The sequence below is a fragment of the Microbacterium sp. GQ128 genome (assembly GCF_059758615.1).
On the sequence record NZ_JCAXDY010000004.1, the window covers coordinates 396980 to 418680 of the forward strand.

Genomic DNA, 21701 nt, shown 5'->3' on the forward strand with positions numbered 1-21701 from the left:
TCAGATCACCCGTCCGTCGCCGGGCCGCGAGACGCGAAGCCACCGATACCCGTAGGCAGGCACTTCGAGCTCGGCCGTGCCACCGGGGCCGAGCGGCAGATGCGAGGGCTCGAGAAGGTCGAGGAGGGTCGCCCCCTCGGGCTCGTCGGACAGCGAGAAGGTCGTCGTCACCGGCACCTCGGCGAAGTTGTGCACGGCGATGACACGACCGACGTCGGCGGCCAGCGAGTGCACCAGGAGAGACTCGGCAGGCTGATCGATCACCTCGAGCATGCCCCACCCCAGCTCCGGGGAGATGCGGTAGCGCGAGGTGAGGGCACGGATGAAGGACAACAGCGACCCGCTGTCCTCGAGCTGGTCGGCGACGTTGACGTGTTCCGGCGCGTAGCCGTCCGCGGGTGGCCGGGAGACGAGCCTCCGCGGTGCGGCATCCGAGAATCCGCCGTTGCGGTCGGTGGACCACTGCATCGGGGTGCGCACGGATTCACGGCCGGCGATCTCGATGTTCTCGCCCATGCCGATCTCCTCGCCGTAGAACAGCACGGGGGTGCCGGGCAGCGTGAAGAGCAGGCTGTACGCCATGCGGATCCGGCGCGGATCGCCTTCGAACATGGGCGGGAGACGGCGTGTGATCCCTCGCCCGAACACGCGCTGCCGTTCGTCGGGGGCGAAGGCCTCGAACACCTCCTGCCGTTCGGCGTCGCTGAGCTTGTCGAGGGTCAGCTCGTCGTGGTTGCGCAGGAAGTTCGCCCACTGCACCTCCGATCCGAGTGCGGGGCGCGCACGCAGCGCGGCGATCAGCGGGGCAGGATCCTTGCGTGCGAACGACAGGTACAGCGCCTGCATCCCCACGAAGTCGAACTGCATGGTGAGCTCGTCACCCTCATCGCCCCCGAAGTACTTCAGCTGCTCCTCGTACGGCAGGTTCACCTCTCCGAGCAGGATGGCCTCGCTCGACCGACGCTGCAGGAAGCGACGGATGTCGCGCAGCAGGTCGTGCGGCTCGGGGATGTCGGCCCCCTCCGGGATCTCCAGCAGGAACGGCACCGCATCGACCCGGAAACCGGAGATGCCCAGCTGCAGCCAGAATCCGATGACCTTCGCGATCTCGTCGCGCACGCGCGGGTTCGCGATGTTGAGGTCGGGCTGGTGTTCGTAGAAGCTGTGCTGGTACCACTGGCCGGATTTCTCGTCCTTTCCCCAGATGCCGTTCGCCTGCCCGGGGAACACCGCGTTCTTCTGTCCTTTGGGCGGCGGATCGCTGCGCCACACGTAGTAGTCCCGGAAGGGAGAGTCGACGCTGCGCTTGGCGGCGAGGAACCAGGGATGCCGGTCGGATGTGTGGTTGATCACCAGGTCGACGATCACCCGCATCCCGCGGTCGCGTGCGGTGCGGATCACCTCGACGAGGTCGCCGTGGGTGCCGAGGCGGGGGTCGACTCCGTAGAAGTCGCTGACGTCGTAGCCGTCGTCGCGATCCGGCGTCGGGTAGAACGGCATCAGCCAGAGGCAGGTCACACCCAGTTGCGAGAGGTAGTCGATCCGCCGCGCGAGCCCCTGCAGGTCGCCGACGCCGTCGCCGTCGGAGTCGAGGAAGGTCTCGACATCGAGGCAGTAGACCACGGCGGTCTTCCACCACAGGTCGCTGGTGTCGGTGATCTTCACAGTCGCTCCTTCAGGTCGGGGATCAGTTCGGATGCCGCGACCTCGAGGAACCGCGACTGGTCGGTGCCGACGTGGTGCAGATACACGCGGTCGAAGCCGATCCCCGCCAGGTCGGCGATGCGGCCGGCCAGCGACGACGCGTCATGGTCGATCAGGACGGACTTCCGCAGCCCCTCCTCGTCGAGCCCGGCCACGGCCGCCTCGAAGTCCTCCGGCTGCTCGAGATCCCACGTGGCCGGGGGCGAGAGCAGGCCGTTCTTCCACTCCTCGCGCGCGATGGCGAACGCGGCATCGTCGCTCTGAGCCAGGCTGAGATGCACCTGCAGGATGCAGGGGCCCGTGCCGCCCGCGTCGCGGTAACTCCGCACGACGCGGTGCAGGGCTGCCGGATCTTGGATGACCGTCGCGAGGCCATCCGCCCACGACGCCGCCCAGGCCGCCGTCTCGGCGCTCACCGCGGTCGCGAACAGCGGCGGGGGCTCGGCCGGCCGGCTCCAGACCCTGGCTCGATGCACGCGCACGAGGCCGTCGTGGTCGACCTCTTCGCCGTCCATCAGACGCCGGATCACGTCGACGCTCTCAAGCAGGCGTTCGTTGCGGACGGGCTTCGGCGGCCATCCTTCTCCGGTCACGTGCTCGTTGACGGCTTCGCCGCTCCCCATCGCCGCCCAGAATCGTCCGGGGAACATCTCCTCCAGCGTCGCGAAGGCCTGCGCGATCATCACCGGGTGGTACCGCTGCCCCGGCGCATTGACCATGCCGATCGAGAAGTGGGTGCGCGCGAGCGCGGCCGCGATCCAGCTCAGCGCGAACCCGGACTCGCCTTGGCCCGGAGTCCACGGCGCGAGGTGGTCCGAGCACATAGCCCCGTCGAAACCGGCACCCTCGGCACCGATCACGGCGTCGAGGAGCGCGCTCGGTGCGATCTGCTCGTGCGAGGCGTGGAATCCGATGAACACCATGCGCCGAGTCTTCCAACGAACGAGGAGCCCCGATAGTGGTGGACACCTGGCGGGCGGCCTGCGAAAATGCCCGGGCGGTTCCGTCGCCTTCGGGTGCAGATGCAGGACGGTTTCACGGTTGCAGGACGAATCGCCGTCGGATCTCCCGACATCCGTGAATCGGTCCTGCAAGTGGGACCGCGGACGACGTCGTTCCCGGGCAGGATGGACTCATGAGCGCCCATCCCTTGGAATCGCGACCCTGGCTCGACTCGTACGCGGCGGGCGTCCCCGCAGAGATCGACGAACCGACGCAGACCCTGCCCCAGATGCTGTCGGCGAGCGTGAAGGCGTTCGGCCGGCGTCCGGCACTCGACTTCTTCGGGGCGGTCACGACGTACCGGGAGCTCGGAGATCAGGTCGCGCGCGCAGCGGAGGGCCTGCGGCGGCTCGGGGTCGGCAAGGGCGACCGGGTCGCGCTGGTGCTGCCCAACTGCCCGCAGCACGTCGTGGCCTTCTACGCGACTCTCCGCCTCGGTGCGATCGTGGTCGAGCACAACCCTCTCTACACACCCCGCGAGTTGCGGCACCAGTTCGAGGATCACGGTGCGCGAGTCGCCATCGTGTGGGACAAGGCCGCCGACATGGTCGCCGGTTTTCCCGCCGATCTCAAGGTCGAGCACATCGTGAGCGTCGACATCACGGCAGCGATGCCGCTCTCGAAGCGCGTGGCGCTCCGCCTGCCGCTGCCCAAGGCGCGTGAGGCGCGGGCGAAGCTGACCGGCACACCGAAGGCACGGCATCTCGTCTCCTGGAAGAGCCTGGTCGACCACCGACATCTCTCCCGGCGCGTGCCCGGTCCCGCGTTGGGCGACACCGCGCTGCTGCAGTACACGAGCGGCACGACGGGCGTCCCGAAGGGGGCGATCCTCACCCACTCGAACCTCCGGGCCAACGCGATGCAGGGACACGCGTGGGTGCCAGGCCTCGTCGACGGACAGGAGACGTTCTACGGCGTGCTGCCGTTGTTCCACGCCTACGGCATGACGCTGTGCCTCACGTTCGCGATGAGTATCGGCGCACGGCTCGTCCTGTTCCCCACGTTCGATCTGGGGCTGGTCACGGCGGCGGCGCGCTCGACCCCGCCCACCTTCCTCCCTGCCGTACCGCCCATCTACGACGCGCTGGCACGAGCGGCCGCGCGTGGCACCATCGACCTCTCGACGGTGCGCTACGCGATCTCCGGCGCGATGAGCCTTCCGATCGCCACGGTGCAGCGGTGGGAAGAGGCGACCGGCGGCCTCCTCGTCGAGGGCTACGGCATGACCGAGAGCTCGCCGGTGGCGCTCGGCAATCCGATGGGGCCGACCCGTCGCCCGGGCACCGTCGGCGTGCCCTTCCCGAGCACGGAGATCCGCGTCGTCGACCCGGAGGACACGAACGTCGACAAGCCGGCCGGCGAGCGCGGGGAGCTCCTCATCCGCGGCCCGCAGGTGTTCCAGGGCTATTGGGGGCGTCCGGGTGAGACGGCGGATGCGCTGCTGGCCGACGGCTGGCTCCGCACCGGGGACATCGCCGAGGTCTCGGCCGACGGGTTCGTGAGCATCGTCGACCGCCTCAAGGAGCTCATCATCACGGGCGGCTTCAACGTGTCGCCCAGCGAGGTGGAGGACGCGCTCGTCGCGCACCCGGATGTCACCGCCGCGGCCGTCGTCGGGCTTCCGAGACCCCACGGTGGAGAGGATGTCGCTGCCGCGGTCGTGCTCCGCGAGGGCGCCGCCCTCGATGTGGATGCGCTGCGCGACTTCTGCCGCACCCGGCTCACGCCTTACAAGGTGCCGCGCCGCATCACCGCCGTCGACGACCTGCCCCGGTCGCTCATCGGCAAGGTGCTGCGTCGCCAGGTGCGCGACCGACTCCTCGAAGAGCGCTGAGACCGACGGCTGACCACCGCGACGGCGGCGACCGCGGCGACCGCCATAGTGTTCTTCGCCACCGGCGGTTGCCTCTACTCCCAGGTCGCCGTGTCCGGGTCGATGCCGTGATGACGCGCGGATTCGTCGACGCTCTGACGGAACCATGTGGCGAGACCCTCGCCGATGCCGTTGTAGTACGACGCGAACCCGGGATCGGTCTCGAACATCCTTGCCAGGCACACCTGCATCTGCTGAGACAGGGGGAAGAAGTTCGAGAAGAGCTCCCGGTGCCGCTCGGCGAGGCCGTCCGCCTCCGCGCTCCCCGGCTCGACACCTCGACCCACCGCATCGGCGAGATCCCGCTGCAGAATGGACATGGCCTCGGAGAGTGCGCGCCACTGGGCGGGTGAGCGCGACGCCGAGCGTTCCGCGAACTGGGCCCACTGCCTCGACCCTCCCCACTCCGCCCGCGCCGCGCGTGAGCGCGGCGGATCCCAGTCCTCGCCGAAGACCTCGCGCTGCTCGTCGTCGCTCAACAGGATGCCGCGCTCGTGCGCATCGGTCATGCGCGCGAGCCGTTCGTCGAGCTGTCGCAGATCGTCGATCCGCTCGGCGAGCTGGGCGCGCTGGTCCCGCAGCGTCTTGGTGATGTCGGAGGTCACGTCGTCGAGCACTTCACGAATCGCGTCGAGCGACAACCCGGCCTCGCGGTACGCCAGGATCCTGCTGAGACGCTCGAGGTCATCCCCGGTGTAGAGACGGTAGCCGGCAGCCGTGCGGCGAGAAGGCGATGCGAGGGCGATCTCATCCCAGTGGTGCAATGTGCGCACGGTCACTCCGAGCAGGTCGGCGGCCACGCCGACCGTCGCATCCTCGTCGAGCTCCCCGTCAACCATCGATGTCATTGTGCCCCTCCTTCGCGTCCGGTGCGAAGATCCCGACGGCGGCGAAGTCGCCCCCACGTCGCTGTCCGGGGTGAACGGCGTCGCCGCCGTGAACGTCACGTGCGCCCCCTCCGGCGTGACGACCGAGATGTCGCGCGTTCTCCACGCCGTGTCGTACGGGCCCGTCACCGAATCCGGCGAGAGCTTCCGGCATGCCTCGGCGACGGAGTCCACCTGTCCGAGGACGCAGGAGACGAACACCTGCACCGTCGAGGGTGCCGTCGGGGCCTCGTCGTCCGCAGGAACGAGCAGGACGTCCTGGAACGCCCACCGTCGCAGATGCACGATCTGCCCCGGAACGCTGAACAGGTCGACGAAGCCGAGCCCGCGGACCCAGAATTCCGTCGACGCCCGAATGTCTGTCGTCGGGATCTTCACGAACATCGGCATCGCGTAGATGCCGAGGAACGGGTCCGGCGCCGCGGCGTCGGGGCCGTCGGGAACGGGACTCATCTCGAATGCGTTGAAGTGATCGGTCATGAGAGACACTCTGGATCCTCACGCCACGTGAGGGTCAACCCGCTGATCCCGTCCCGCCCCCTCGCGATCATGCGAGGTGGCGGCCCAGCGCGTCGAGGAGCCCGCGGGTACCGGCCTCACGTCCCTGCCCGTCGGCCCAGAACTGGTCGAAGAAGACGCCGTGCTCCGTGTGGGTGAAGCGGGTGCCGGCATCGATCGGCTCGAACTCCAGGGAAGCCACGGACGTCGACATGTGGACCCCGTCGAGCCACATGTCGTACGTCGTGACGATGCGGATGTGTTCGACGATGTCGGTGTAGGTCGCCTCGTACCGCGAGACCGGACCGCCGTGGAACTTGCCCTCGTCGATGTCGCGTCCGCCGACCCGGAAGTCGAACACCCACTCCCGAGTGCGGATGCGGTCGGCGTCGCCCCACCAACTCCGCTTGCTGTCCTCGTCGGCGAACGCGGCCCAGACGTGCGCGAGGGGCGCGGGGTAGTCGCGGGTCAGGGTGAATCCGGAGTGCGCGAGTCGGCGTTCGATCGTCATCGCGACCTCCTATCGGGCCAGGGAGACGTGGATCACGCCGCTCTCGGCGACCTCGGTCGTCACTTGATGACTGAGCTCGAAGCCGACCAGCTCGTCCCACAGCCGATGCCCGCGTCCGAGGAAGATCGGGGTGACCATGAGGTGCAGGTCGTCGACCAGGCCCGCGCGCAGGAAGTCCCGTGCCGTTCGGTACCCTCCACCGATACGCACGTCGAGGTCGCCGGCGGCCTCCTTCGCCTCGGCGAGAACCTCTTCGATCGGGGCGTCGCGGAAGTGGAAGGTGGTTCCGCCGTTCATCGGAAGCGGCGCGCGGGGTGCACTGTGAGTGAGCACGTAGACGGCGGTGCCGAACGGGGGCGTGTCGCCCCACCAGCCCTTCCATTCCGGATCATCGGGGAAGGAATGGAGTCCGAACATCCCGGCGCCCATGATCTCGGAGCCGACGCCGTCGAAGAACGCGGCCGCGTGACGGTCGTCGACGCCGGTCGTGCCTGCGCCGCTCGTGTCGCCGAAGACGTTCTGGCGGAACGTGCGGGTGGCGGCGTACGCGGCGGTGAGGCGCGCCCAGTCCTCGCCCATCGGATTCTCGGGGGTCGCATCCGACGGCGTGTAGCCGTCCAGCGACGTGAACAGGTCCAGGCGGACACGGGTCATGTCAGTTCTCCTTCGGGGTCGTGCGAGCGAGGTGGATGCCGAGGCGGTCGGCCTGGTGCTCCGCGGGCGTGCGCTGCTCGCCGAGCCAGAGGTGCAGCACGTCCAGGGCGCCCGGTCGCAGGCTCACGGTGCGCACCCGCCCGAGCTTCTCCGACGTCGCGATCCCGGCGCTCTCGAGCACGCCCAGGTGCTGCATGAACGACGGCAATGCCATGTCGAACGGAGCCGCGAGATCGGAGACGACAGCGGGCGATTTCGCCAGCCGTTCCACGATGGCGCGACGCGTGGGGTCCGCGAGAGCGCGGAGCACGGCATCGATCCGATCGTGATACTTAGGCATGCACCTAAGTATTACGATGGATCGACATCCCGTCAATAGGTGCCGCGACTACGCTGAGACGTATGGCAGACGATGTTCGCAACGTGCTCGAAGCCCTCTCCACCATCGACGAGCACTGGCAGCCGCATCGGCTCACCAGCATCAACGACTACGACGTCAAGGTGGTCAAGCTGCAGGGTGAATTCGTCTGGCACACCCACCCCGACACCGACGAGCTGTTCATGGTCGCGAGCGGCCAGCTGACGATCCAGCTGCGTGATCGGGATGTCGTGCTGAACCCGAACGACGTGTTCGTCGTGCCGCGCGGAGTCGAGCACTGCCCGAAGGCGACGGACGAGGTGCACGCGATCCTGTTCGAGCCGAAGGGCACAGTGAACACCGGAGACGCCGGCGGCGACATGACCTCCGACCTGCACGAGTTCGACTGAGGTCATTACGGCTCAGCCGAGCGCCGTGAGCCGTGAGCCGTGAGCCGTGAGCCGACGCCTCACGTCCTGGGGAGCGCGAAGGCGGCGATGAGGGCGTTCGAGAGGACGGCGCTCATCGTGCGGGTCACGGCCTCCGCGGCTGCGGCCGCACCCCAGTCGCCACGCTCGATCGTCTTGGCGCGGGTGTAGACGTCTCCGCTCCACGGGATCTCACCGTTGAACTGCGGCAGTGTTCCGCTCGCGGAGAGGAGGGCGATGCTCGCGGCGGTCCGGGTGTCGGGTGTCTCGCCGTCCGTGAGGACGGAGCGCACCCGCTCGATCAGCGCGGCGCGTCGGTCGCTTCCCAGGGCGAGCTTCGTGGTCGGGAAGATGCCGAGCGATCTGCCCTGTTCTCTCGTGAGGTCGCCACGCTCCACGAGGCGATCGAGGACCGGCGCCCGGAGGTTCGGGCCGATCGCCGCGAGCACCGTCTGCACATCCCGCGGCTTCTGTTCGATGTACTCGAGCGCGGGCGCGAGCACCTCGTCGGGCGCAACGTGGGAGTCGAGCGCGTGGATGCGGTTCGTGAGCGCGCCCTCTTTGCGCACCTGGATCCGCTCCTGCAGCGCCAGGTCGCCGAGAGCGGCGCCGCCTAGCACATAGAAGAGGATGTTCTCCCCCGCGATCGAGCCCGAGTCGGGTTGGAAGAGCAGGAGCATCACGTCTTCGACCAGCAGGGGGTCACCGAGGTGCGGGCTCGGGGAATCGTCTGTGGAGCGGGCATCGTGCTGGTCCGTCATGGTCACTCTCTTTCGTCGTGTGCGGCATCGTGTGCGGCATCGTGTGCGGCATCGGCGCTCGGTGAGGAGCGCGACCCCGACGCCTGCTCCCGCGCGAGCACGGATGCTCGGCCGAGGACGTCGAGTTGCGCCTCGTTGTACAGCTCGGTGAAGGTCTCGAAGAATGCCTGCGCCGTGACGTGCGACCCCTTCGACAGGTGCTCGCTCTGCTCAATGAGCCAGGGGTAGTCGGTGAGGTGCTGCGCGATCACCGGCGCGAACATCTCGGCGATGCGTTGACGGGTCTCTTCGTCCGCATCGACCGGGAGTGCTTCGAACTCCGCACTCCCGTCGTCGGATTCGGTCTCGACCATCGTGCGCAGATCCGCCATCGCCGCCGGATCGTAGAGCTGCTCGTACACGAGCATGAGCGACCGCTCGGGCGTCGACAGTCTTCCCGCGACGTCCTCGAAGCCCGCGGGCAGGTCGGTCGTGGACGTTCCGTCGACGATGGCGCGGATCTCTGCCCGGGCACGCTGCAACCGCTCGATGCTCGCGGCGAGATCGGCATCGATCGCCAGCAGCGCCGCTTTCGGGGTGTCACCACCGGCGCCGACCGACTCGATCTGGGCCAACGGGACGCCGAGATCGCGGAGCCGGCGGATCTGCAGCAGCCGGACGAGGTGTCGGGCGCGGTACTGCTTGTAGCCGTTCGACATCCGCTCCGGCTCCTCGAGCAGGCCGGAGCGGTGGTAGTGACGCACCGTGTTCACGGTCGTCCCCGCGAGCTCGGCGAGTTCACTCGTGCTCCAGGGCATCGCCCATCCCTTCTGTCGAGGTTCCTGGCCGGGCCGCGGCCGCGGCGTTCCACCCCATTCAAGACCCTGTTCTCACAACAGGGTCAATACCCGCAGTCGGTCTTCCGAGGCGCTTGACCCTGTGGTGTGAACAGGGTCTGTACTGCTTCTCGCACCCCGCGACCACGAGCCCGCGACCGCGAGCCCGCGCCTGAGGGGAAAGAGAGAGACCGCCATGGTGGACAACCCCTACGAATGGCTGCAGAACGCCATCGACCAGCTTCCGGAATTCCTGCAGCCGCTTCTCGTCATGCTGGCGGGCGCGATCCCCTACATCGAGGGTGAGGGCGCCGCCGGCCTCGGCATCCTCGCGGGCATCGACCCGATCGTCGCCGCCGTCGCGGGAGCGGCGGGGAACATCCTGTGCGTGATCGGAGTGGTCTACCTCGGCTCGCGCGTGCGAGAGGGCGTCGTGGCGCGGAAAGCCGCTCGGACCGAAGCGCATCGTCTCGAGCCATCGCTCGTCGGCGGCGCAGGCTCGGGGACGGATGCCGGCGGAACTTCGCCGGGCGACGCGGATCCGGAGAAGTCTTCACGGAAGAGCAAGGGACGGGCCAGGCTTCGACGCTGGCTGGTGCGCTTCGGCGTTCCCGGCGCGAGCATCCTGGCTCCGCTTGCCCTTCCCACGATGCTGACGGCCGCTTTCTTCGTGGGATCCGGCGTCAGCAGACGCTGGGTGATCCTGTGGCAGGTCGTCGCGATCGTCTTGTGGACGAGTCTGATCGCCGTCGCGGCGACGGGCGCACTCGCCCTCCTCGGATGGTGACAGCGTATGGAGCGGCCGTTACACGGCCGCAGTGACACCTTCAGCCGAGCTCGTACTCCGGGGTCTCGGGTGGGTCCAGGGGCGGCCCCGACGGAGACTCGACGCCGCGGGTGAGCGCCTGCAGGTGACGGACCAGTTCGGGATCCTCCACCTCCGGTGCGCTGCTGCTGATCGCCTTCGCCACGATCTGGCTGGCCGGACCGATCAGGAACTTCGCCGACACGACCGTGCCGTCCTGCTCCCGCACCGGTATCTCGATGATCTCCGCGCGCTCGTCGTCCCCCAGCGCACGCCCGTACGCCAGCAGGGCATCCGCGATGTCGTCACCGGTCAGGAACTCCTCGCCGCCATACAGGATCGCTCGCATACTGCCGTTCTACGCCACGTCGGCCGTATCCCCGCGCCCCTTGCCCGCTCATCCGACGGGTGCTAGCGACTGTCAGCGGCCGACCGCGCCGAGCTCGTCACGAAGAAGAGCGGCGCCCGCGGTGAGCGCGCGCAGTTTGCCGCGCGCGACGTCACGGGGCAACGGCGCCAAGCCGCAGTTCGTGCTCGGCACGAGCTTGTCCGCATCGACGAAGCGGAGAGCATTGCGGAGGGTGTCCGCGACCTCTTCCGGGGTCTCGATCGTCTGGCTGGCGACGTCGATGGCTCCGAGCATGACTTTCTTGCCCCGGATGAGCTCGACGAGGTCGAGGGGAACGTGGGAGTGGTGGCTCTCCAGCGAGATGGTGTCGATGCTCGAGCGCTGCAGCAGCGGGAACGACGTCTCGTACTGCCGCCACTCGACCCCCAGAGTCGCCTTCCAGTCGGTGTTCGCCTTGATCCCGTAGCCGTAACAGATGTGCACCACGGTCTCGGCGCGCAGTCCCTCGGCGGCCCTCTCGAGTGCCGCGACTCCCCAGTCCCGCACGTCGTCGAAGAACACGTTGAACGCCGGCTCGTCGAACTGGATGATGTCGACGCCCGCCGCCTCGAGTTCCCTCGCCTCCTGGTTGACGATCGTCGCGAACTCCCAGGCCAGCTTCTCGCGGCTCTTGTAGTGGCGGTCGTAGAGCGTGTCGATCATCGTCATCGGACCGGGCAGTGCCCACTTGATCGGCTGATCGGTCTGCTGGCGGAGGAACTTCGCGTCCTCCACGAACACGGGCTTCTCCCGGCCCACGGCACCGACGACCGTCGGCACGCTGGCGTCGTAGCGGTCGCGGATCCGGACGGTCTCCCGCTGGTCGAAGTCGACGCCGGACAGATGCTCGATGAAGGTCGTGACGAAGTGCTGACGGGTCTGCTCCCCGTCGCTGATGATGTCGAGGCCCGCGAGTCGCTGCTCCTGGACGGCGATGCGCAGCGCATCCTGCCTGCCCTCGGCCAGCGCCTCGCCCTCCAGCTTCCAGGGAGACCAGAGGGTCTCCGGCTGCGCGAGCCAGGAGGGCTTGGGCAGGCTGCCGACGATCGAGGTGGGCAGGAGCGTGTTCACGATCGGCGATTCTCCGTTGCTCATGCGACGGAGACCAGGGCGTCGGCGGAGGAGCCGGCGGCCCACTTCTCGAGCAGCTCGCCGTGCGGCTTCATGAGGTGCTCTTCCGCGTACTTCCCCTGCTCGGCCGCGAGCCGACTGCGCTCGTCGCGATCGTAGGCGATCTTCGTCACCGAGTAGTCCTGCTGCTCGAGCGTCGGCCGATAGACCTTCGCGGCGGCCGAGTTGGCGTTGTAGATCTCCGGTCGGTAGATCTTCTGGAACGTCTCCATCGTGCTGATCGTGCCGATGAGCTGCAGGTTCGTGTAGTCGCCGAGCAGGTCACCGCGGAAGTAGAACGCCAGCGGCGCGACGCTGCCGCGCGGCATGAAGTACCGGACCGAGAGGCCCATCTTCCCGAAGTACTCGTCGGTCAGCGAAGGGTCCTTCTGCTCGTACTCGACACCGAGGATCGGGTGGTGGTTCTCGGTGCGACGGTACGTCTTGCTGGTCGAGACGCTGATGCAGATCACGGGCGACACCGTGAAGCGCTCCCGGTAGGCCTCCGAGTCGAGGAAGTGCTGGAAGAGCTTGCCGTGCAGGTCGCCGAAGTCGGAGGGAACGGTGAACCCTCCTGCTGCGGCGGTCGCCGCCGGGAGCCGCACGCTGAAGTCGAAATCGCGCACGTAGGACGAGAAGTTGTTCCCCACGATCCCGTGGCTGCGCTTTCCGGTCAGCCGGTCGATGATCTGGATATCCAGGACCTCGAGCAGCGGGAACTCCTGATCCTCTCCCGCTGCGGCGAACTGGACCGCGACGGAGACGATCTCGAGTTCGAGGGTGTAGCGGTCCCCGTCCGGGTTGTCCCAGCCCGCGAGATCGTTGAACCGACGGTCGATCATCGTCAGAGCGTTGCGGAGGTTCTGCTGACGGTGCTCGCCGCGCGCCAGGTTGGCGAAGTTCGTGGTGATGCGGGAGTTGTCCGACGGCGAATAGTCCTCATCGAAGCGGGTCGTCGTGATGCGGAACGTGAAGTCGTGAGCCATGAGGGGGTGCCAATCGGTGCGCTGATCGGCCGGGCTCGGCCTCGCGAAAGGGGATGCCTCCATGGTGCGACCTGAGCACCCCTATCGGGAAATACTCGGCGGCTATGCGGTGGCATAGTCTGAGGCTATGGTCAAGCGTTCGAGCGGCATCACACTGCAGCAGCTCACCTACTACATCGAGGTCGCCGCGGAAGGATCGATCAGTGCCGCCGCGGACCTGCTCTACGTCTCGCAGCCCACGATGTCGGCGGCGATGAAAGACCTCGAGAGCCGAGTGGGCCGCATGCTCCTCCTCCGCTCCGCCCGCGGCGTGACCCTCACCACGGATGGCGTGGAGTTCCTGGGGTACGCCAGACAGGTCGTCGAGCAGGTCGCGCTCCTCGAACAGCGCTACCTCGACCGGCCTCCGTCACGACGCCTGCTCGGGGTGTCGACGCAGCACTACTCGTTCGCGGTCGACGCGCTGGTCCGGATGGTGAAGGCGACCTCGGCGGCCGAGTACGAGTTCTCGCTTCGGGAGACCCGCACGTGGGACATCATCGAAGACGTCCGCACCCTCCGCAGCGAGCTGGGGATCCTTTACCGCAACGACTTCAACCGCAACGTCATCGACAAGCTGCTCCGCGACTCCGGGCTCGCGTTCCACCTGCTCTTCGTCGCCGAACCGCACATCTTCATCTCCCGCAAGAACCCCCTCGCCTCGCGGGATCGCGTGACCCTCGACGACCTCACCGAGGTGCCGCGCCTGACGTTCGACCAGGGCGCGAACAACTCCTTCTACTTCGCGGAGGAGATCCTCTCGACGCTCTCGAGCCCACAGGACATCCGCGTCTCCGACCGCGCGACCATCTTCAACCTCATGATCGGACTCGACGGGTACACCATCTCGACGGGAATCATCAGCGACGACCTCGACCCCGAGATCGTCGCCATCCCGCTCGACGTCGACGAGCGCATCGAGATCGGCTGGATCGGCCACTCCGCGATCCCGCTCACCGAGCAGGCGCAGCGCTACCTCGCCGAACTGCGAACCGTCGTCTCGAGCTTCGGTGTGACGCTGCTCGGGTGAGCTTGTCGGGATGAGCGGCGACAGGATCATCGATCCCGATCGTGGCGACCCCGGGGCCGAACTACTCCGACAGGGAGTGGCCGAGCACGGAGAAGGTCGCCAGCTGGGCCGCCGTGGCGCTCGCCCCTCGCCTGCTCACCAGCAGACCGACGACCGACTCGGTGACGAGCATCAGCGCTGCGCGCGAGGTGTACAGCAGCTCATCACGGAACGAGTCGTTGATCGGGGCGACGACGAGAGCCACGTCAGCCATCTCGGCGACCGGCGAGCGCGGGAACGACGTGATCGCGAGCACACGGGCACCGCTCGCCCGTGCGGCCGTCATCACGTCTATCGATGCGCGGTTCACCCCCGACCCGGACACGACCAGGCAGGCGGAGCCGGCGCCGAGCTGCGAGGCGGTGATCTGCTGACCGAGGGTGTCCGCCACGTACTCTGCAGGGCGCCCGGCGGAGGTCAGGCGCATCGAGAGATCGGCTCCGACCGGTGCGGAGAGGCCGTTGGCCGCGACGAGCAGCCGCGTCGCCCCGTCGAGCTCGGCGACGAAGGCCGCCAGGGTCTCCTCGGTGACGGCGGACACCGTGTGGGCAAGGCGGGATGCGAAGCGGTCGACGGCACCGCGCAGCGCCCCGAGCATCGTGGCATCGGCGGTGGTGTCCTGCCGGGGTGCGGAACTCGCCCGCTCCCGCGCGAGCGCGACACGCAGCTGCGGGTAGCCGTCGTAGCCGAGGGTCTGGGCGGTGCGGACCACGGTCGTGCGGCCCACCTCGACGGCATCCGCGATCTCCTGCGCCGTGCGCTCGATCGAGAGGTCGACATCCGCGGCGATCGCCTCGGCCACCCGACGCTCGCTCGGCTGCATCGACGGCGCCAGCATCGCGATGCGGGCCGTCGGCGGTGTCTCAGCGGGTCCCTGCCACATCGGCGCGCTCCTTCTTCGGTTCCACGATCGCCTTGACCCGCGGGCCGCGCATGATCCGGCGGCGGATCGCACCGGAGACCGTATCCATCAGCATCGTCGCGAGAACCACCACGATCAGCAGCATCCCGACCGTATCCCACTCGCGGAAGTTCGTGTAGTTGGCGAGCATGCTGCCGATACCCCCGGCGCCGACCAGTCCGAGCACCGCTGAGGTGCGGATGTTGATCTCGAAACGGTAGAGCGCGAACGACAACAGCGTCGGGGCTGCTGCGGGCCAGAGCGCCCACCGCGTGACCTGCGCCGTGTTGCCCCCTGCGGCCCGGACCGCCTCGGATGCGCCCTCCTGAACCGACTCGACCGTCTCGTAGACCCACTTGGCCTGCGTGCCGATTCCGGCGATCGCCAGCGCCAGCGCGCCGGTGAACGGGGTGAGGCCGGTGACGGTGAGCAGCAGCAGGGCGATGATGACCTCCGGAAGCGCACGGATCACGGCGAACACCCCGCGCAGCGGGAGCCGCACCCAGACGGGTCCGACGTTGTTCGCGGCGAGCATGCCGAGCGGAATGGACACGATCACGCAGCCGATCGCGCCGATCCACGCCATCGAGATCGACCGCCAGGTCTCGAACAGCGCCTGTGGCAGCTTCTCCCAATTGGGGTCGGCGAACATGAGCGTCAGGTAGTGCGCGATCTGGCCGGGCAGCGCGCCGAGGTCGTTCCACGGGATCGGGAGCCCTGCCGCCGCGGCCAGGACCACGACGCCGACGATGACGGCGACGACGGTCGGGACGAGCCGGGACGGATGCCGGGGCAGGTCGAGCCCGATGCCTCGCGCAGTGGTCGAGAGCGTCATACCAGTCGCCTCCGCAGGAAGTTCGAGAACACTTCGATGAGCACCACGACGACGAGGATCTCGAGCACGATCACCGCGACGTCGTCGTAGGCGTAGAACGCCCGCCGCTCGTCGAGAAGGCGGCCGATGCCGCCGGCGCCGACGATGCCGAGGATCGCCGAGATGCGCACGTTGAGCTCGAGGGTGTACAGCCACTGGTTCGCGAACAGTGGCCACGTCTGCGGCAGGACGACGCTGCGGTTGATCTGCGTCTGGCTGCCGCCGGTGGCACGTCCGGCCTCGATGACCGGCAGATCGGTGGAGTCGATCGCCTCCGACACCAGCTTGACGATGATGCCGATGTCGAAGAGGAGCAGGGTGAGGAGACCGGGCAGTGCACCGACGCCGACCATCGCGACCAGCACGGTCGCGTACACGAGGTCGGGGACGGATCGGATGACGTTGATGACGGTCCGCACCGCGATTCGGGTCGGGCTGTTCGGGTTGGTCGGGGCGGCGGCCCACAGCGTCAGCGGCACGGAGATCACCGCGGCCACAGCCGCGCCGACCACGGCCATCTGGAGCGTTTCGAGCATGGGCCCGAACGTGCGCGGGAGGAACGAGAAGTCCGGCTGCAGGAACTGCACGAGCAGCGCGGATCCGTTGTCCCAGTTGCGGATGAGCGCGCCGAAGTCCAGCTCGATGCCGCCGATCGCCGGGATGCAGGTGGCGACCGTGAACGCGGCGAAGGCCAGGACGACGAGGCCGGTGCGCAGCCGCGATGACGGCTTGGGGGGAACGACGAGGGGGCGGGCTTCGGTGGTCATGCGCCGAGCACATCCCTCGGCTGGATCGGACGCCCGTAGATCTGCTCGAAGTCGTGGTCTGCGGCATCCGCTGCCGGCCCGTCGTAGACGACCTCTCCGGCCCGCAGACCGATCATGCGCGTCGTGTACTGGCGGGCCAGGTCCATCAGATGGATGTTCACGAGCACGGTGAGGTGCTCGTCGAGGTTGACGCGGCGCAGGTCGTGCATGACCGCGTGCGCGGTGGGCGGGTCGAGACTGGCGACCGGCTCGTCGGCGAGCATGACGCGGGGCTGCTGCGTCAGAGCCCGGGCGATCGCGACGCGCTGCTTCTGGCCACCCGAGAGCTGTCCTGCACGATTCCAGACCTTCTCGAGCATGCCGACCGAGTCGAGCGCGCGCAGGGCGAGCTCACGATCCTGCGCCGTGCTCAGGCCGAGCACCGTGCGCCACGTCGCGGAGTGGGCGAACCGGCCGACCAGCACGTTGCGGTACACGCTGGCCCGGTCGGCGAGGTTGAACCCCTGGAAGATCATGCCGATGTGCCCTCGGGTCTCGCGGAGCCGACGTCCGCGCAGGCCCGTGACAGCGTGCGGACCGACGGTGACAGTACCGCTCGTGACGGGCACGAGACCGTTGATCGTGCGGATGAGCGTGGACTTGCCCGAACCGGAGAGGCCGACGACGGAGACCATCTCTCCGGCGGCGATGTCGAGGGACACACCGCGGAGGGCGCGGGTGCCGTTGGGATAGGTGACCGAGACGTCGTCGAGACGGATCGACCACGACGCGGAGGCCGGGAGCAGAGCTCCGGCCTCCGCGCGCTGCAGATCGGTGTGCATGTTCTCAGTTCGGTCGTATCAGTTCGAGAACTCGGCGAGGATCTCGCCGTAGCGGGTGATCTCGTCCTCGGCGGTCTCGCTGGTCCAGTCGGAGAGTCCGACGAGGTCGAACATCACGGATGCCGCCTCCTCGGACGAGTCCGCGTAATCGTCCAGCAGCGTGGTGAGCTCCGCGACGAGGTCGTCGGGAAGCGTCGAGGTGACCGCGACGCCGCCGTTGGGGATCATCTCGGTGTAGGCGAATGCCACGACCTTCTCGGCGATATCCGGGGCCTCCTCGGTCACGGTCGTGCGGGCGTCCCAGTACGCGAAGGAGACCTCGGCGTCGCCGTTGTAGACGGCGAGGACCGCGTTGTTGTTGCCTTCGACGGGCACCTGCGTGATCCCGGCATCCGTGTCGACGCCCTGCTCGCGCATCGCGACGACGGGGTACTGGTAGCCGGCCGGCGAGGTGGCGGCCTGGAGGGCGACCTTCGTGCCGTCGGCGATCTCGCCGAGCGCCTCGATGCCGGCGGGACCGGATCCGGTCGCATCCGCCGCGGCTTCCTCGATGCCGTTGCAGTAGGAGAGCTCGATGCCGCTGGCGGCGTAGGTCGACATGACCGGCTCGTCCTCGCAGTACTTGTCGGGGTTGTTCGTGTACGCCACCGAGGCGTACGAGGTGGCGCCGAAGCGCACGTCGCGGAGGATGAGCTCGGCGTCGTATCGCTCGGTCGCGTTGTACAGGGATCCGGCGTCGGTGATGATGACCTGCGCCTGGTCGGTGCCGAGGGCCTCGACCGTGGCCGCGTAGTCGGAGGCGACGACACCCTTCACCTCGATGTCGAGATTCTCGGACAGGTACGTGGTGAGCGGGTCGAGTGCCTGGGCGAGGTCTTCGCCCTCGACCGACGGCACCAGCGAAAGGGTGATGGAGGACGGCCATTCGGTGGCCTCGTCTGCCGTCTCGGCGGGTGCGCTGCTGCTGCAGCCGGCGAGCGCCAGGACGGCGACGGCGGCGATGCCCGTGGAGAGCAAGGACTTACGCATTCGGATCGTGCCTTTCGGTGAGGGTGGTGCTGCGGGGGGTACTGGAAGCCGCGGTCGCGGCCCAGGCTTCGATGTCGCCGTAGAGATCGGCGATGGTCCGGCCGCGCATCGTCACGGCGGCCGGAGAGCGTCCGGCGGTGGCGCCGACGAGCGCCGTCGCTGCGCCCTGCTCGGCGGCGGGCGCGAGGTCGAACTCGACGATGTCACCGACCGAGAGGACGGGCCCTTCGGCGACCGCCGCCCGGATGATGGGGATGAGCCCCGACGGCTTGCCGACCGTGAAGTGCAGGTCGTCGAACAGGTGCGTGACGCCCCACCCGTCCAGCACAGGACGGATGCCGGCACCCGGCGCATTGGTCGCGAGGACCACCCGGACCTGCGGATGGATGCGGTTCAGGAAGGCGGCGAGACCGGTCGGCGGCGCGATCGCCGCATGCTCGGAGCCCAGCAGCGCCCGCGACGACTGGTAGGCGGCTTCGAGCGCATCGGCCGTCACCCCATGTCCTGCGGCGAGCGTGCTGATCACGTCGTATCCATCGCGGGCGTCGGTCTCCCCACGTTCGAATGCGGCGAGGGCGGACATCGCGCGATCCGCGAACGTCGGGTCGTCGGCGGAGGTCGCGACGGCGCGGGCAAAGGCCTCGAGCGGTCCAGCGCCGAGCGCGATGGTGCCGTCGAAGTCGAGGACGAGAGTGGGAGGCACGGTTCTCCTGATCGGGATCGGACGATGCGTCCATGCTTACAGTCGTTTATGGACGGGATGACCACGCTGCGTGAACAGCGCGTGAACTCCGATTCCGCTGGCGCCGACCGCGCCAGTTACGCTCATCGTCGTGATCGATCGATTGGATGCCGCAGCCGCCGCACACGATGCCGCAGACGTGCTATCGATGTTCGTTTGGCTCGGTCCGGCGATCGATGCCGATGCTCGGGACGACCGTTTCGCCCGCTGGGGCCGATCCACCGTCGTGGACGAGAACGTCGGAGCGCCGGTGCTGTCGCGGTCGATGTTCGAGGCGCTGCACGACCGCGCCGGACTGGACGCGGCGTGGCCCGTCGGCAACGCCGGACTGCTGCACGTGTACGGCTACCTGCTCTCCACCACGCCCACCCCGTACGGCCCCAAGCGCGACCGCTGGCTCGGCGGCGACCTGGCCCGCGCGTGCGGACTGGCGGCGGATGCCTTCGTCCCCTGGGTCGGCGAGCGCACGCTCCTCGACCGGGTGACCGAGACCGCCGCGGGGCTGATCGCCGAGGCGCCCGTGCGACGGCAACCCCTGGGCGACCGGGAGGCCGTCATCGCGATCGCCGACCGGCAGCCGCACCCCTCGGCGCTCGCCTACGCGCTCGACTCCCCCGTGCAGGGCCGCCGCCTCATCACGATGTTCCCCGTCGTCGACCCGACCGCGCTGCTCGCCGACCTCGACGCCGAGTCTCCGCGCCTCCGCTGGAACGCCGTGGCGTGAGCGCTGCGGCCTCAGCCTGCCGACGCTCGAGGTCCCGCTGCCCTCATAAGTGTGCGATGGTGGGAACACCACCGTCGACCATCTCGGTCGCACCTCTTGGCACGGGTTTCGTGGCGAAAAGAGGTCACCCTCATGGGAAAGTTCATCTACGAAGGCGGAGTCAAGACGGAGCTGGAGGACCGCGCACTCACGCATGTGCAGCTGGTCATGACCGCGAAGCTCCGGCGCGGAGAGCCGTTCGGCTTCACGTGGAGAGAAGACCAGAGCGTGGGCGGCGGCCGGACGACGGTATGGATCCACGCCGGCAGCTCCCTCGTCTTCAAGTACAGCGGAAGCCGTCAGCCCGCGATCAACCGCGATTGGATCGAAGCCCTCGCCTTCACGGCGAACTCGCCGAGCGGCCTCTACCTCGTTCCCGAGCCGCAGCAGACCGCGCCCGCTGAGCGGGTCGACGTTCCCGCGCACGTCTAGCCGGCACTACCGTCGGCCCCCTCATGCTCACGACCGCTACCCGTGGGCACATCAGTAAGCAACCCCCCATGCGGATCAGCACACGCGGGAATACGGTCGCACCATGAACACGGAAGCCGACAGCATCACGCACGTCGCGATCGACGGGCGACGCTTCCGCCTGAACGGCGAGCGCGATCTCGTCGACCTCATGTCACAGATCGAGGCGGCTGCACGCTCGGAGCCGACGTTCGTGCACCTTTCCGACGGCGATGAGCTCGTCAGCGTCCTCGTCTCCTCGCGATCGAGGATCGTCATCACGGTGGAACGGGCGGGGATCGCGGCGATTGCGGACGAGCCTCCTCTCGCCCCGTTCCTCGACTGGGACTACTGACGCTCGCCCCGCGGGCTGCATGGTACGTCCATCCGTCGTCCAGGTCGAGGGAGGTGGGGAAAGTCGCCCGGCAGAGGAGCATGGCCTCCACCGAAGACCGAGCCGACGGAGGCATCATGTATTTCCACGTGCAGGAGTTCATCAACGAGATCGCTCAAGACGAGCCGGATCCCGCAGCCGCGAACGCCCTGCAGGAAGGGCTCGGCGGGCAGTTCGGTGAGATGCGGACGATGATGCAGTACCTCTTCCAGAGCATCAACTTCCGGGGCCCCGACGGCAAGCCCTACAAAGATCTCATCCAGGGCATCGGCACCGAGGAGATCAGCCACGTCGAGCTGATCGGCACGACCATCTCGCGACTGCTCGACGGTTCCCCTCAGTACCAGGGCAAGCCGACCGATCCGGTGGACGCGCCCGGCGCCGGGGGTGCCACGCCGCTGCGGATCGCCGTCGACACCAGCAACATCCACCACTATCTCGTCGGGGCCCAGGGGGCTCTTCCGGTCGACGCGGTGGGCAACCCGTGGTCGGGCAGTTACGTTTACAACTCGGGAAACCTCGTGCTCGACCTGCTCTACAACCTCATGCTCGAATCCACCGGCCGACTGCAGAAGTGCCGTCTGTACGAGATGACGGACAACAAGATGGCCCGAAGCACGATCTCGTACCTCATCGTCCGGGACCAGGCGCACGAGAACGCCTACGCCAAGGCGCTGGAGACGCTCGGCGTGAACTGGCGCACGTCCCTCCCGATCCCGAAGACGAACGCCGAGCAGTTCCCGGAGGTGAAGAAGCTCCTCGATCTGGGACTGCAGAGCAAGCAGTACTCGTTCGATCTCACGGCCCAGTCCGAAGCCGGCAAGATCTTCCAGGGTGCATCTCCCTCGAACGACGGCACCGAACTCGACGCCAGCGAGCAGGCACCTCCCGGGTCGCCGATGACCATCTCGCCGGAGCGCTTCGAGGAGTTCTCCCCCGGCGCGGACGAGGAGCTGCGGGCGCTGATCGAAGCGACCGCCGCGATGGAGATGGCAGACATCGACGCCACCTTCGGCCGCATGAAGTGAGACGCGAAGAGAACCGGCCCTGTCCCTCAGTCGAGGGGCAGGGC

25 protein-coding genes are annotated in these 21701 nt (G+C 68.2%); 8 read left to right on the forward strand and 17 right to left on the reverse strand.

The genetic code is table 11. The annotated features are described in order from the left end of the window. A complete protein-coding gene (locus AC6CHX_RS15435; RefSeq protein WP_498273523.1) occupies positions 1-1665 on the reverse strand; it encodes an alpha-amylase family protein in 1665 nt (554 codons plus the stop codon). Continuing rightward, positions 1662-2627: a TIGR03885 family FMN-dependent LLM class oxidoreductase gene (locus tag AC6CHX_RS15440; RefSeq protein ID WP_498273524.1), complete on the reverse strand. Its 966-nt coding sequence runs from the start codon at positions 2625-2627 to the stop codon at positions 1662-1664. The genes AC6CHX_RS15435 and AC6CHX_RS15440 overlap by 4 nt, the downstream gene beginning before the upstream one ends. Before the next feature lie 212 nt (positions 2628-2839). On the opposite strand from AC6CHX_RS15440, the gene AC6CHX_RS15445 reads away from it, so the two are divergent. Further along, positions 2840-4540, forward strand: a complete 1701-nt coding sequence (locus tag AC6CHX_RS15445) for a long-chain-fatty-acid--CoA ligase (RefSeq protein WP_498273525.1) — start codon at positions 2840-2842, stop codon at positions 4538-4540. 74 nt (positions 4541-4614) lie between these two features. Here the strand turns inward: AC6CHX_RS15445 and AC6CHX_RS15450 are convergent, their stop codons facing one another. From AC6CHX_RS15450 to AC6CHX_RS15465, 4 genes are all read right to left on the reverse strand, one after another. Further along, positions 4615-5946 (reverse strand): MerR family transcriptional regulator, encoded by a 1332-nt coding sequence (locus AC6CHX_RS15450; RefSeq protein ID WP_498273526.1) that lies wholly within the window; start codon positions 5944-5946, stop codon positions 4615-4617. A 67-nt stretch (positions 5947-6013) separates the two neighbouring features. After that, positions 6014-6475, reverse strand: a complete 462-nt coding sequence (locus AC6CHX_RS15455; RefSeq protein WP_498273527.1) for an SRPBCC domain-containing protein — start codon at positions 6473-6475, stop codon at positions 6014-6016. A 9-nt stretch (positions 6476-6484) separates the two neighbouring features. Beyond that, a complete protein-coding gene (locus AC6CHX_RS15460) occupies positions 6485-7129 on the reverse strand; it encodes a dihydrofolate reductase family protein (protein ID WP_498273528.1) in 645 nt (214 codons plus the stop codon). Between the two features lies 1 nt (position 7130). Beyond that, a complete protein-coding gene (locus AC6CHX_RS15465) occupies positions 7131-7469 on the reverse strand; it encodes an ArsR/SmtB family transcription factor (protein ID WP_498273529.1) in 339 nt (112 codons plus the stop codon). Between the two features lie 62 nt (positions 7470-7531). Here AC6CHX_RS15465 and AC6CHX_RS15470 point away from each other — a divergent pair, with 62 nt between their 5' ends. Further along, positions 7532-7897, forward strand: coding sequence for a cupin domain-containing protein (locus AC6CHX_RS15470; RefSeq protein WP_498273530.1), 366 nt, complete (start codon positions 7532-7534; stop codon positions 7895-7897). A gap of 59 nt (positions 7898-7956) precedes the next feature. On the opposite strand, the gene AC6CHX_RS15475 is transcribed toward AC6CHX_RS15470, so the two are convergent. Next, complete coding sequence (locus AC6CHX_RS15475) at positions 7957-8676, reverse strand: GOLPH3/VPS74 family protein (protein ID WP_498273531.1); 720 nt, start codon at positions 8674-8676, stop codon at positions 7957-7959. Between the two features lie 2 nt (positions 8677-8678). Continuing rightward, entirely contained in the window at positions 8679-9473 is a 795-nt protein-coding gene (locus AC6CHX_RS15480) for a helix-turn-helix domain-containing protein (protein ID WP_498273532.1), read from the reverse strand. A 214-nt stretch (positions 9474-9687) separates the two neighbouring features. On the opposite strand from AC6CHX_RS15480, the gene AC6CHX_RS15485 reads away from it, so the two are divergent. Next, the gene (locus tag AC6CHX_RS15485) at positions 9688-10278 is read left to right on the forward strand and encodes a small multidrug efflux protein (protein WP_498273533.1); all 591 of its coding nucleotides are present in this window, start codon (positions 9688-9690) and stop codon (positions 10276-10278) included. Positions 10279-10318: 40 nt separating this feature from the next. On the opposite strand, the gene AC6CHX_RS15490 is transcribed toward AC6CHX_RS15485, so the two are convergent. The 3 genes from AC6CHX_RS15490 to AC6CHX_RS15500 all read right to left on the reverse strand — a co-directional run bounded on the left by AC6CHX_RS15490 (position 10319) and on the right by AC6CHX_RS15500 (position 12780). Continuing rightward, positions 10319-10645: a hypothetical protein gene (locus AC6CHX_RS15490; protein WP_498273534.1), complete on the reverse strand. Its 327-nt coding sequence runs from the start codon at positions 10643-10645 to the stop codon at positions 10319-10321. Positions 10646-10717: 72 nt separating this feature from the next. Further along, a complete protein-coding gene (locus tag AC6CHX_RS15495) occupies positions 10718-11755 on the reverse strand; it encodes a methionine synthase (protein ID WP_498273599.1) in 1038 nt (345 codons plus the stop codon). A 20-nt stretch (positions 11756-11775) separates the two neighbouring features. After that, on the reverse strand, positions 11776-12780 hold the full coding sequence (locus tag AC6CHX_RS15500; RefSeq protein ID WP_498273535.1) for a DUF1852 domain-containing protein: 1005 nt from the start codon (positions 12778-12780) through the stop codon (positions 11776-11778). A 127-nt stretch (positions 12781-12907) separates the two neighbouring features. Between AC6CHX_RS15500 and AC6CHX_RS15505 the strand changes: the two genes are divergently transcribed. Beyond that, entirely contained in the window at positions 12908-13849 is a 942-nt protein-coding gene (locus AC6CHX_RS15505) for a LysR family transcriptional regulator (RefSeq protein ID WP_498273536.1), read from the forward strand. A 61-nt stretch (positions 13850-13910) separates the two neighbouring features. Here the strand turns inward: AC6CHX_RS15505 and AC6CHX_RS15510 are convergent, their stop codons facing one another. From AC6CHX_RS15510 to AC6CHX_RS15535, 6 genes are read right to left on the reverse strand one after another with little or no spacing between them, the layout of a single operon-like run. After that, positions 13911-14771 (reverse strand): MurR/RpiR family transcriptional regulator, encoded by an 861-nt coding sequence (locus tag AC6CHX_RS15510; protein WP_498273537.1) that lies wholly within the window; start codon positions 14769-14771, stop codon positions 13911-13913. After that, complete coding sequence (gene phnE / locus AC6CHX_RS15515) at positions 14752-15624, reverse strand: phosphonate ABC transporter, permease protein PhnE (protein WP_498273538.1); 873 nt, start codon at positions 15622-15624, stop codon at positions 14752-14754. The genes AC6CHX_RS15510 and phnE (AC6CHX_RS15515) overlap by 20 nt, the downstream gene beginning before the upstream one ends. Then, positions 15621-16430 carry a phosphonate ABC transporter, permease protein PhnE gene (gene phnE / locus AC6CHX_RS15520; RefSeq protein WP_498273539.1) on the reverse strand — a complete coding sequence of 270 codons (810 nt, stop codon included), beginning with the start codon at positions 16428-16430 and terminating at the stop codon, positions 15621-15623. Before phnE (AC6CHX_RS15520) ends, phnE (AC6CHX_RS15515) begins: the two co-directional genes overlap by 4 nt. Next, a complete protein-coding gene (gene phnC / locus AC6CHX_RS15525) occupies positions 16427-17251 on the reverse strand; it encodes a phosphonate ABC transporter ATP-binding protein (RefSeq protein ID WP_498273540.1) in 825 nt (274 codons plus the stop codon). Before phnC ends, phnE (AC6CHX_RS15520) begins: the two co-directional genes overlap by 4 nt. An 18-nt stretch (positions 17252-17269) precedes the next feature. Beyond that, positions 17270-18280: a phosphate/phosphite/phosphonate ABC transporter substrate-binding protein gene (phnD, locus tag AC6CHX_RS15530; RefSeq protein ID WP_136041629.1), complete on the reverse strand. Its 1011-nt coding sequence runs from the start codon at positions 18278-18280 to the stop codon at positions 17270-17272. Next, positions 18273-18983, reverse strand: a complete 711-nt coding sequence (locus tag AC6CHX_RS15535) for an HAD family hydrolase (protein WP_498273541.1) — start codon at positions 18981-18983, stop codon at positions 18273-18275. The genes phnD and AC6CHX_RS15535 overlap by 8 nt, the downstream gene beginning before the upstream one ends. A 130-nt stretch (positions 18984-19113) precedes the next feature. Between AC6CHX_RS15535 and AC6CHX_RS15540 the strand changes: the two genes are divergently transcribed. The 4 genes from AC6CHX_RS15540 (at position 19114) to AC6CHX_RS15555 (ending at position 21657) form a co-directional block, all read left to right on the forward strand. Beyond that, positions 19114-19746: an amino acid deaminase gene (locus AC6CHX_RS15540; RefSeq protein WP_498273542.1), complete on the forward strand. Its 633-nt coding sequence runs from the start codon at positions 19114-19116 to the stop codon at positions 19744-19746. Between the two features lie 132 nt (positions 19747-19878). Further along, positions 19879-20217 carry a DUF7882 family protein gene (locus tag AC6CHX_RS15545; protein WP_136041627.1) on the forward strand — a complete coding sequence of 113 codons (339 nt, stop codon included), beginning with the start codon at positions 19879-19881 and terminating at the stop codon, positions 20215-20217. A 103-nt stretch (positions 20218-20320) separates the two neighbouring features. Further along, positions 20321-20590, forward strand: coding sequence for a hypothetical protein (locus tag AC6CHX_RS15550; RefSeq protein ID WP_452326783.1), 270 nt, complete (start codon positions 20321-20323; stop codon positions 20588-20590). Positions 20591-20706: 116 nt separating this feature from the next. Beyond that, positions 20707-21657: a manganese catalase family protein gene (locus tag AC6CHX_RS15555; protein WP_136041662.1), complete on the forward strand. Its 951-nt coding sequence runs from the start codon at positions 20707-20709 to the stop codon at positions 21655-21657. The last annotated feature ends 44 nt before the right edge of the window (positions 21658-21701 follow it).

Bases quoted from the DNA above. Each gene is read 5' to 3' on its own strand.
- AC6CHX_RS15545 (WP_136041627.1), top strand. From the start codon at position 19,879: ATGGGAAAGTTCATCTACGAAGGCGGAGTCAAGACGGAGCTGGAGGAC.
- AC6CHX_RS15445 (WP_498273525.1), top strand. From the start codon at position 2,840: ATGAGCGCCCATCCCTTGGAATCGCGACCCTGGCTCGACTCGTACGCG.
- AC6CHX_RS15500 (WP_498273535.1), bottom strand. From the start codon at position 12,780: ATGGCTCACGACTTCACGTTCCGCATCACGACGACCCGCTTCGATGAG.
- AC6CHX_RS15440 (WP_498273524.1), bottom strand. From the start codon at position 2,627: ATGGTGTTCATCGGATTCCACGCCTCGCACGAGCAGATCGCACCGAGC.
- AC6CHX_RS15455 (WP_498273527.1), bottom strand. From the start codon at position 6,475: ATGACGATCGAACGCCGACTCGCGCACTCCGGATTCACCCTGACCCGC.
- AC6CHX_RS15470 (WP_498273530.1), top strand. From the start codon at position 7,532: ATGGCAGACGATGTTCGCAACGTGCTCGAAGCCCTCTCCACCATCGAC.
- AC6CHX_RS15475 (WP_498273531.1), bottom strand. From the start codon at position 8,676: ATGACGGACCAGCACGATGCCCGCTCCACAGACGATTCCCCGAGCCCG.
- AC6CHX_RS15485 (WP_498273533.1), top strand. From the start codon at position 9,688: ATGGTGGACAACCCCTACGAATGGCTGCAGAACGCCATCGACCAGCTT.
- phnD (WP_136041629.1), bottom strand. From the start codon at position 18,280: ATGCGTAAGTCCTTGCTCTCCACGGGCATCGCCGCCGTCGCCGTCCTG.
- AC6CHX_RS15490 (WP_498273534.1), bottom strand. From the start codon at position 10,645: ATGCGAGCGATCCTGTATGGCGGCGAGGAGTTCCTGACCGGTGACGAC.
- AC6CHX_RS15550 (WP_452326783.1), top strand. From the start codon at position 20,321: ATGAACACGGAAGCCGACAGCATCACGCACGTCGCGATCGACGGGCGA.
- AC6CHX_RS15460 (WP_498273528.1), bottom strand. From the start codon at position 7,129: ATGACCCGTGTCCGCCTGGACCTGTTCACGTCGCTGGACGGCTACACG.
- phnC (WP_498273540.1), bottom strand. From the start codon at position 17,251: ATGCACACCGATCTGCAGCGCGCGGAGGCCGGAGCTCTGCTCCCGGCC.
- AC6CHX_RS15465 (WP_498273529.1), bottom strand. From the start codon at position 7,469: ATGCCTAAGTATCACGATCGGATCGATGCCGTGCTCCGCGCTCTCGCG.
- phnE (WP_498273539.1), bottom strand. From the start codon at position 16,430: ATGACCACCGAAGCCCGCCCCCTCGTCGTTCCCCCCAAGCCGTCATCG.
- phnE (WP_498273538.1), bottom strand. From the start codon at position 15,624: ATGACGCTCTCGACCACTGCGCGAGGCATCGGGCTCGACCTGCCCCGG.
- AC6CHX_RS15505 (WP_498273536.1), top strand. From the start codon at position 12,908: ATGGTCAAGCGTTCGAGCGGCATCACACTGCAGCAGCTCACCTACTAC.
- AC6CHX_RS15450 (WP_498273526.1), bottom strand. From the start codon at position 5,946: ATGACCGATCACTTCAACGCATTCGAGATGAGTCCCGTTCCCGACGGC.
- AC6CHX_RS15510 (WP_498273537.1), bottom strand. From the start codon at position 14,771: ATGTGGCAGGGACCCGCTGAGACACCGCCGACGGCCCGCATCGCGATG.
- AC6CHX_RS15555 (WP_136041662.1), top strand. From the start codon at position 20,707: ATGTATTTCCACGTGCAGGAGTTCATCAACGAGATCGCTCAAGACGAG.
- AC6CHX_RS15480 (WP_498273532.1), bottom strand. From the start codon at position 9,473: ATGCCCTGGAGCACGAGTGAACTCGCCGAGCTCGCGGGGACGACCGTG.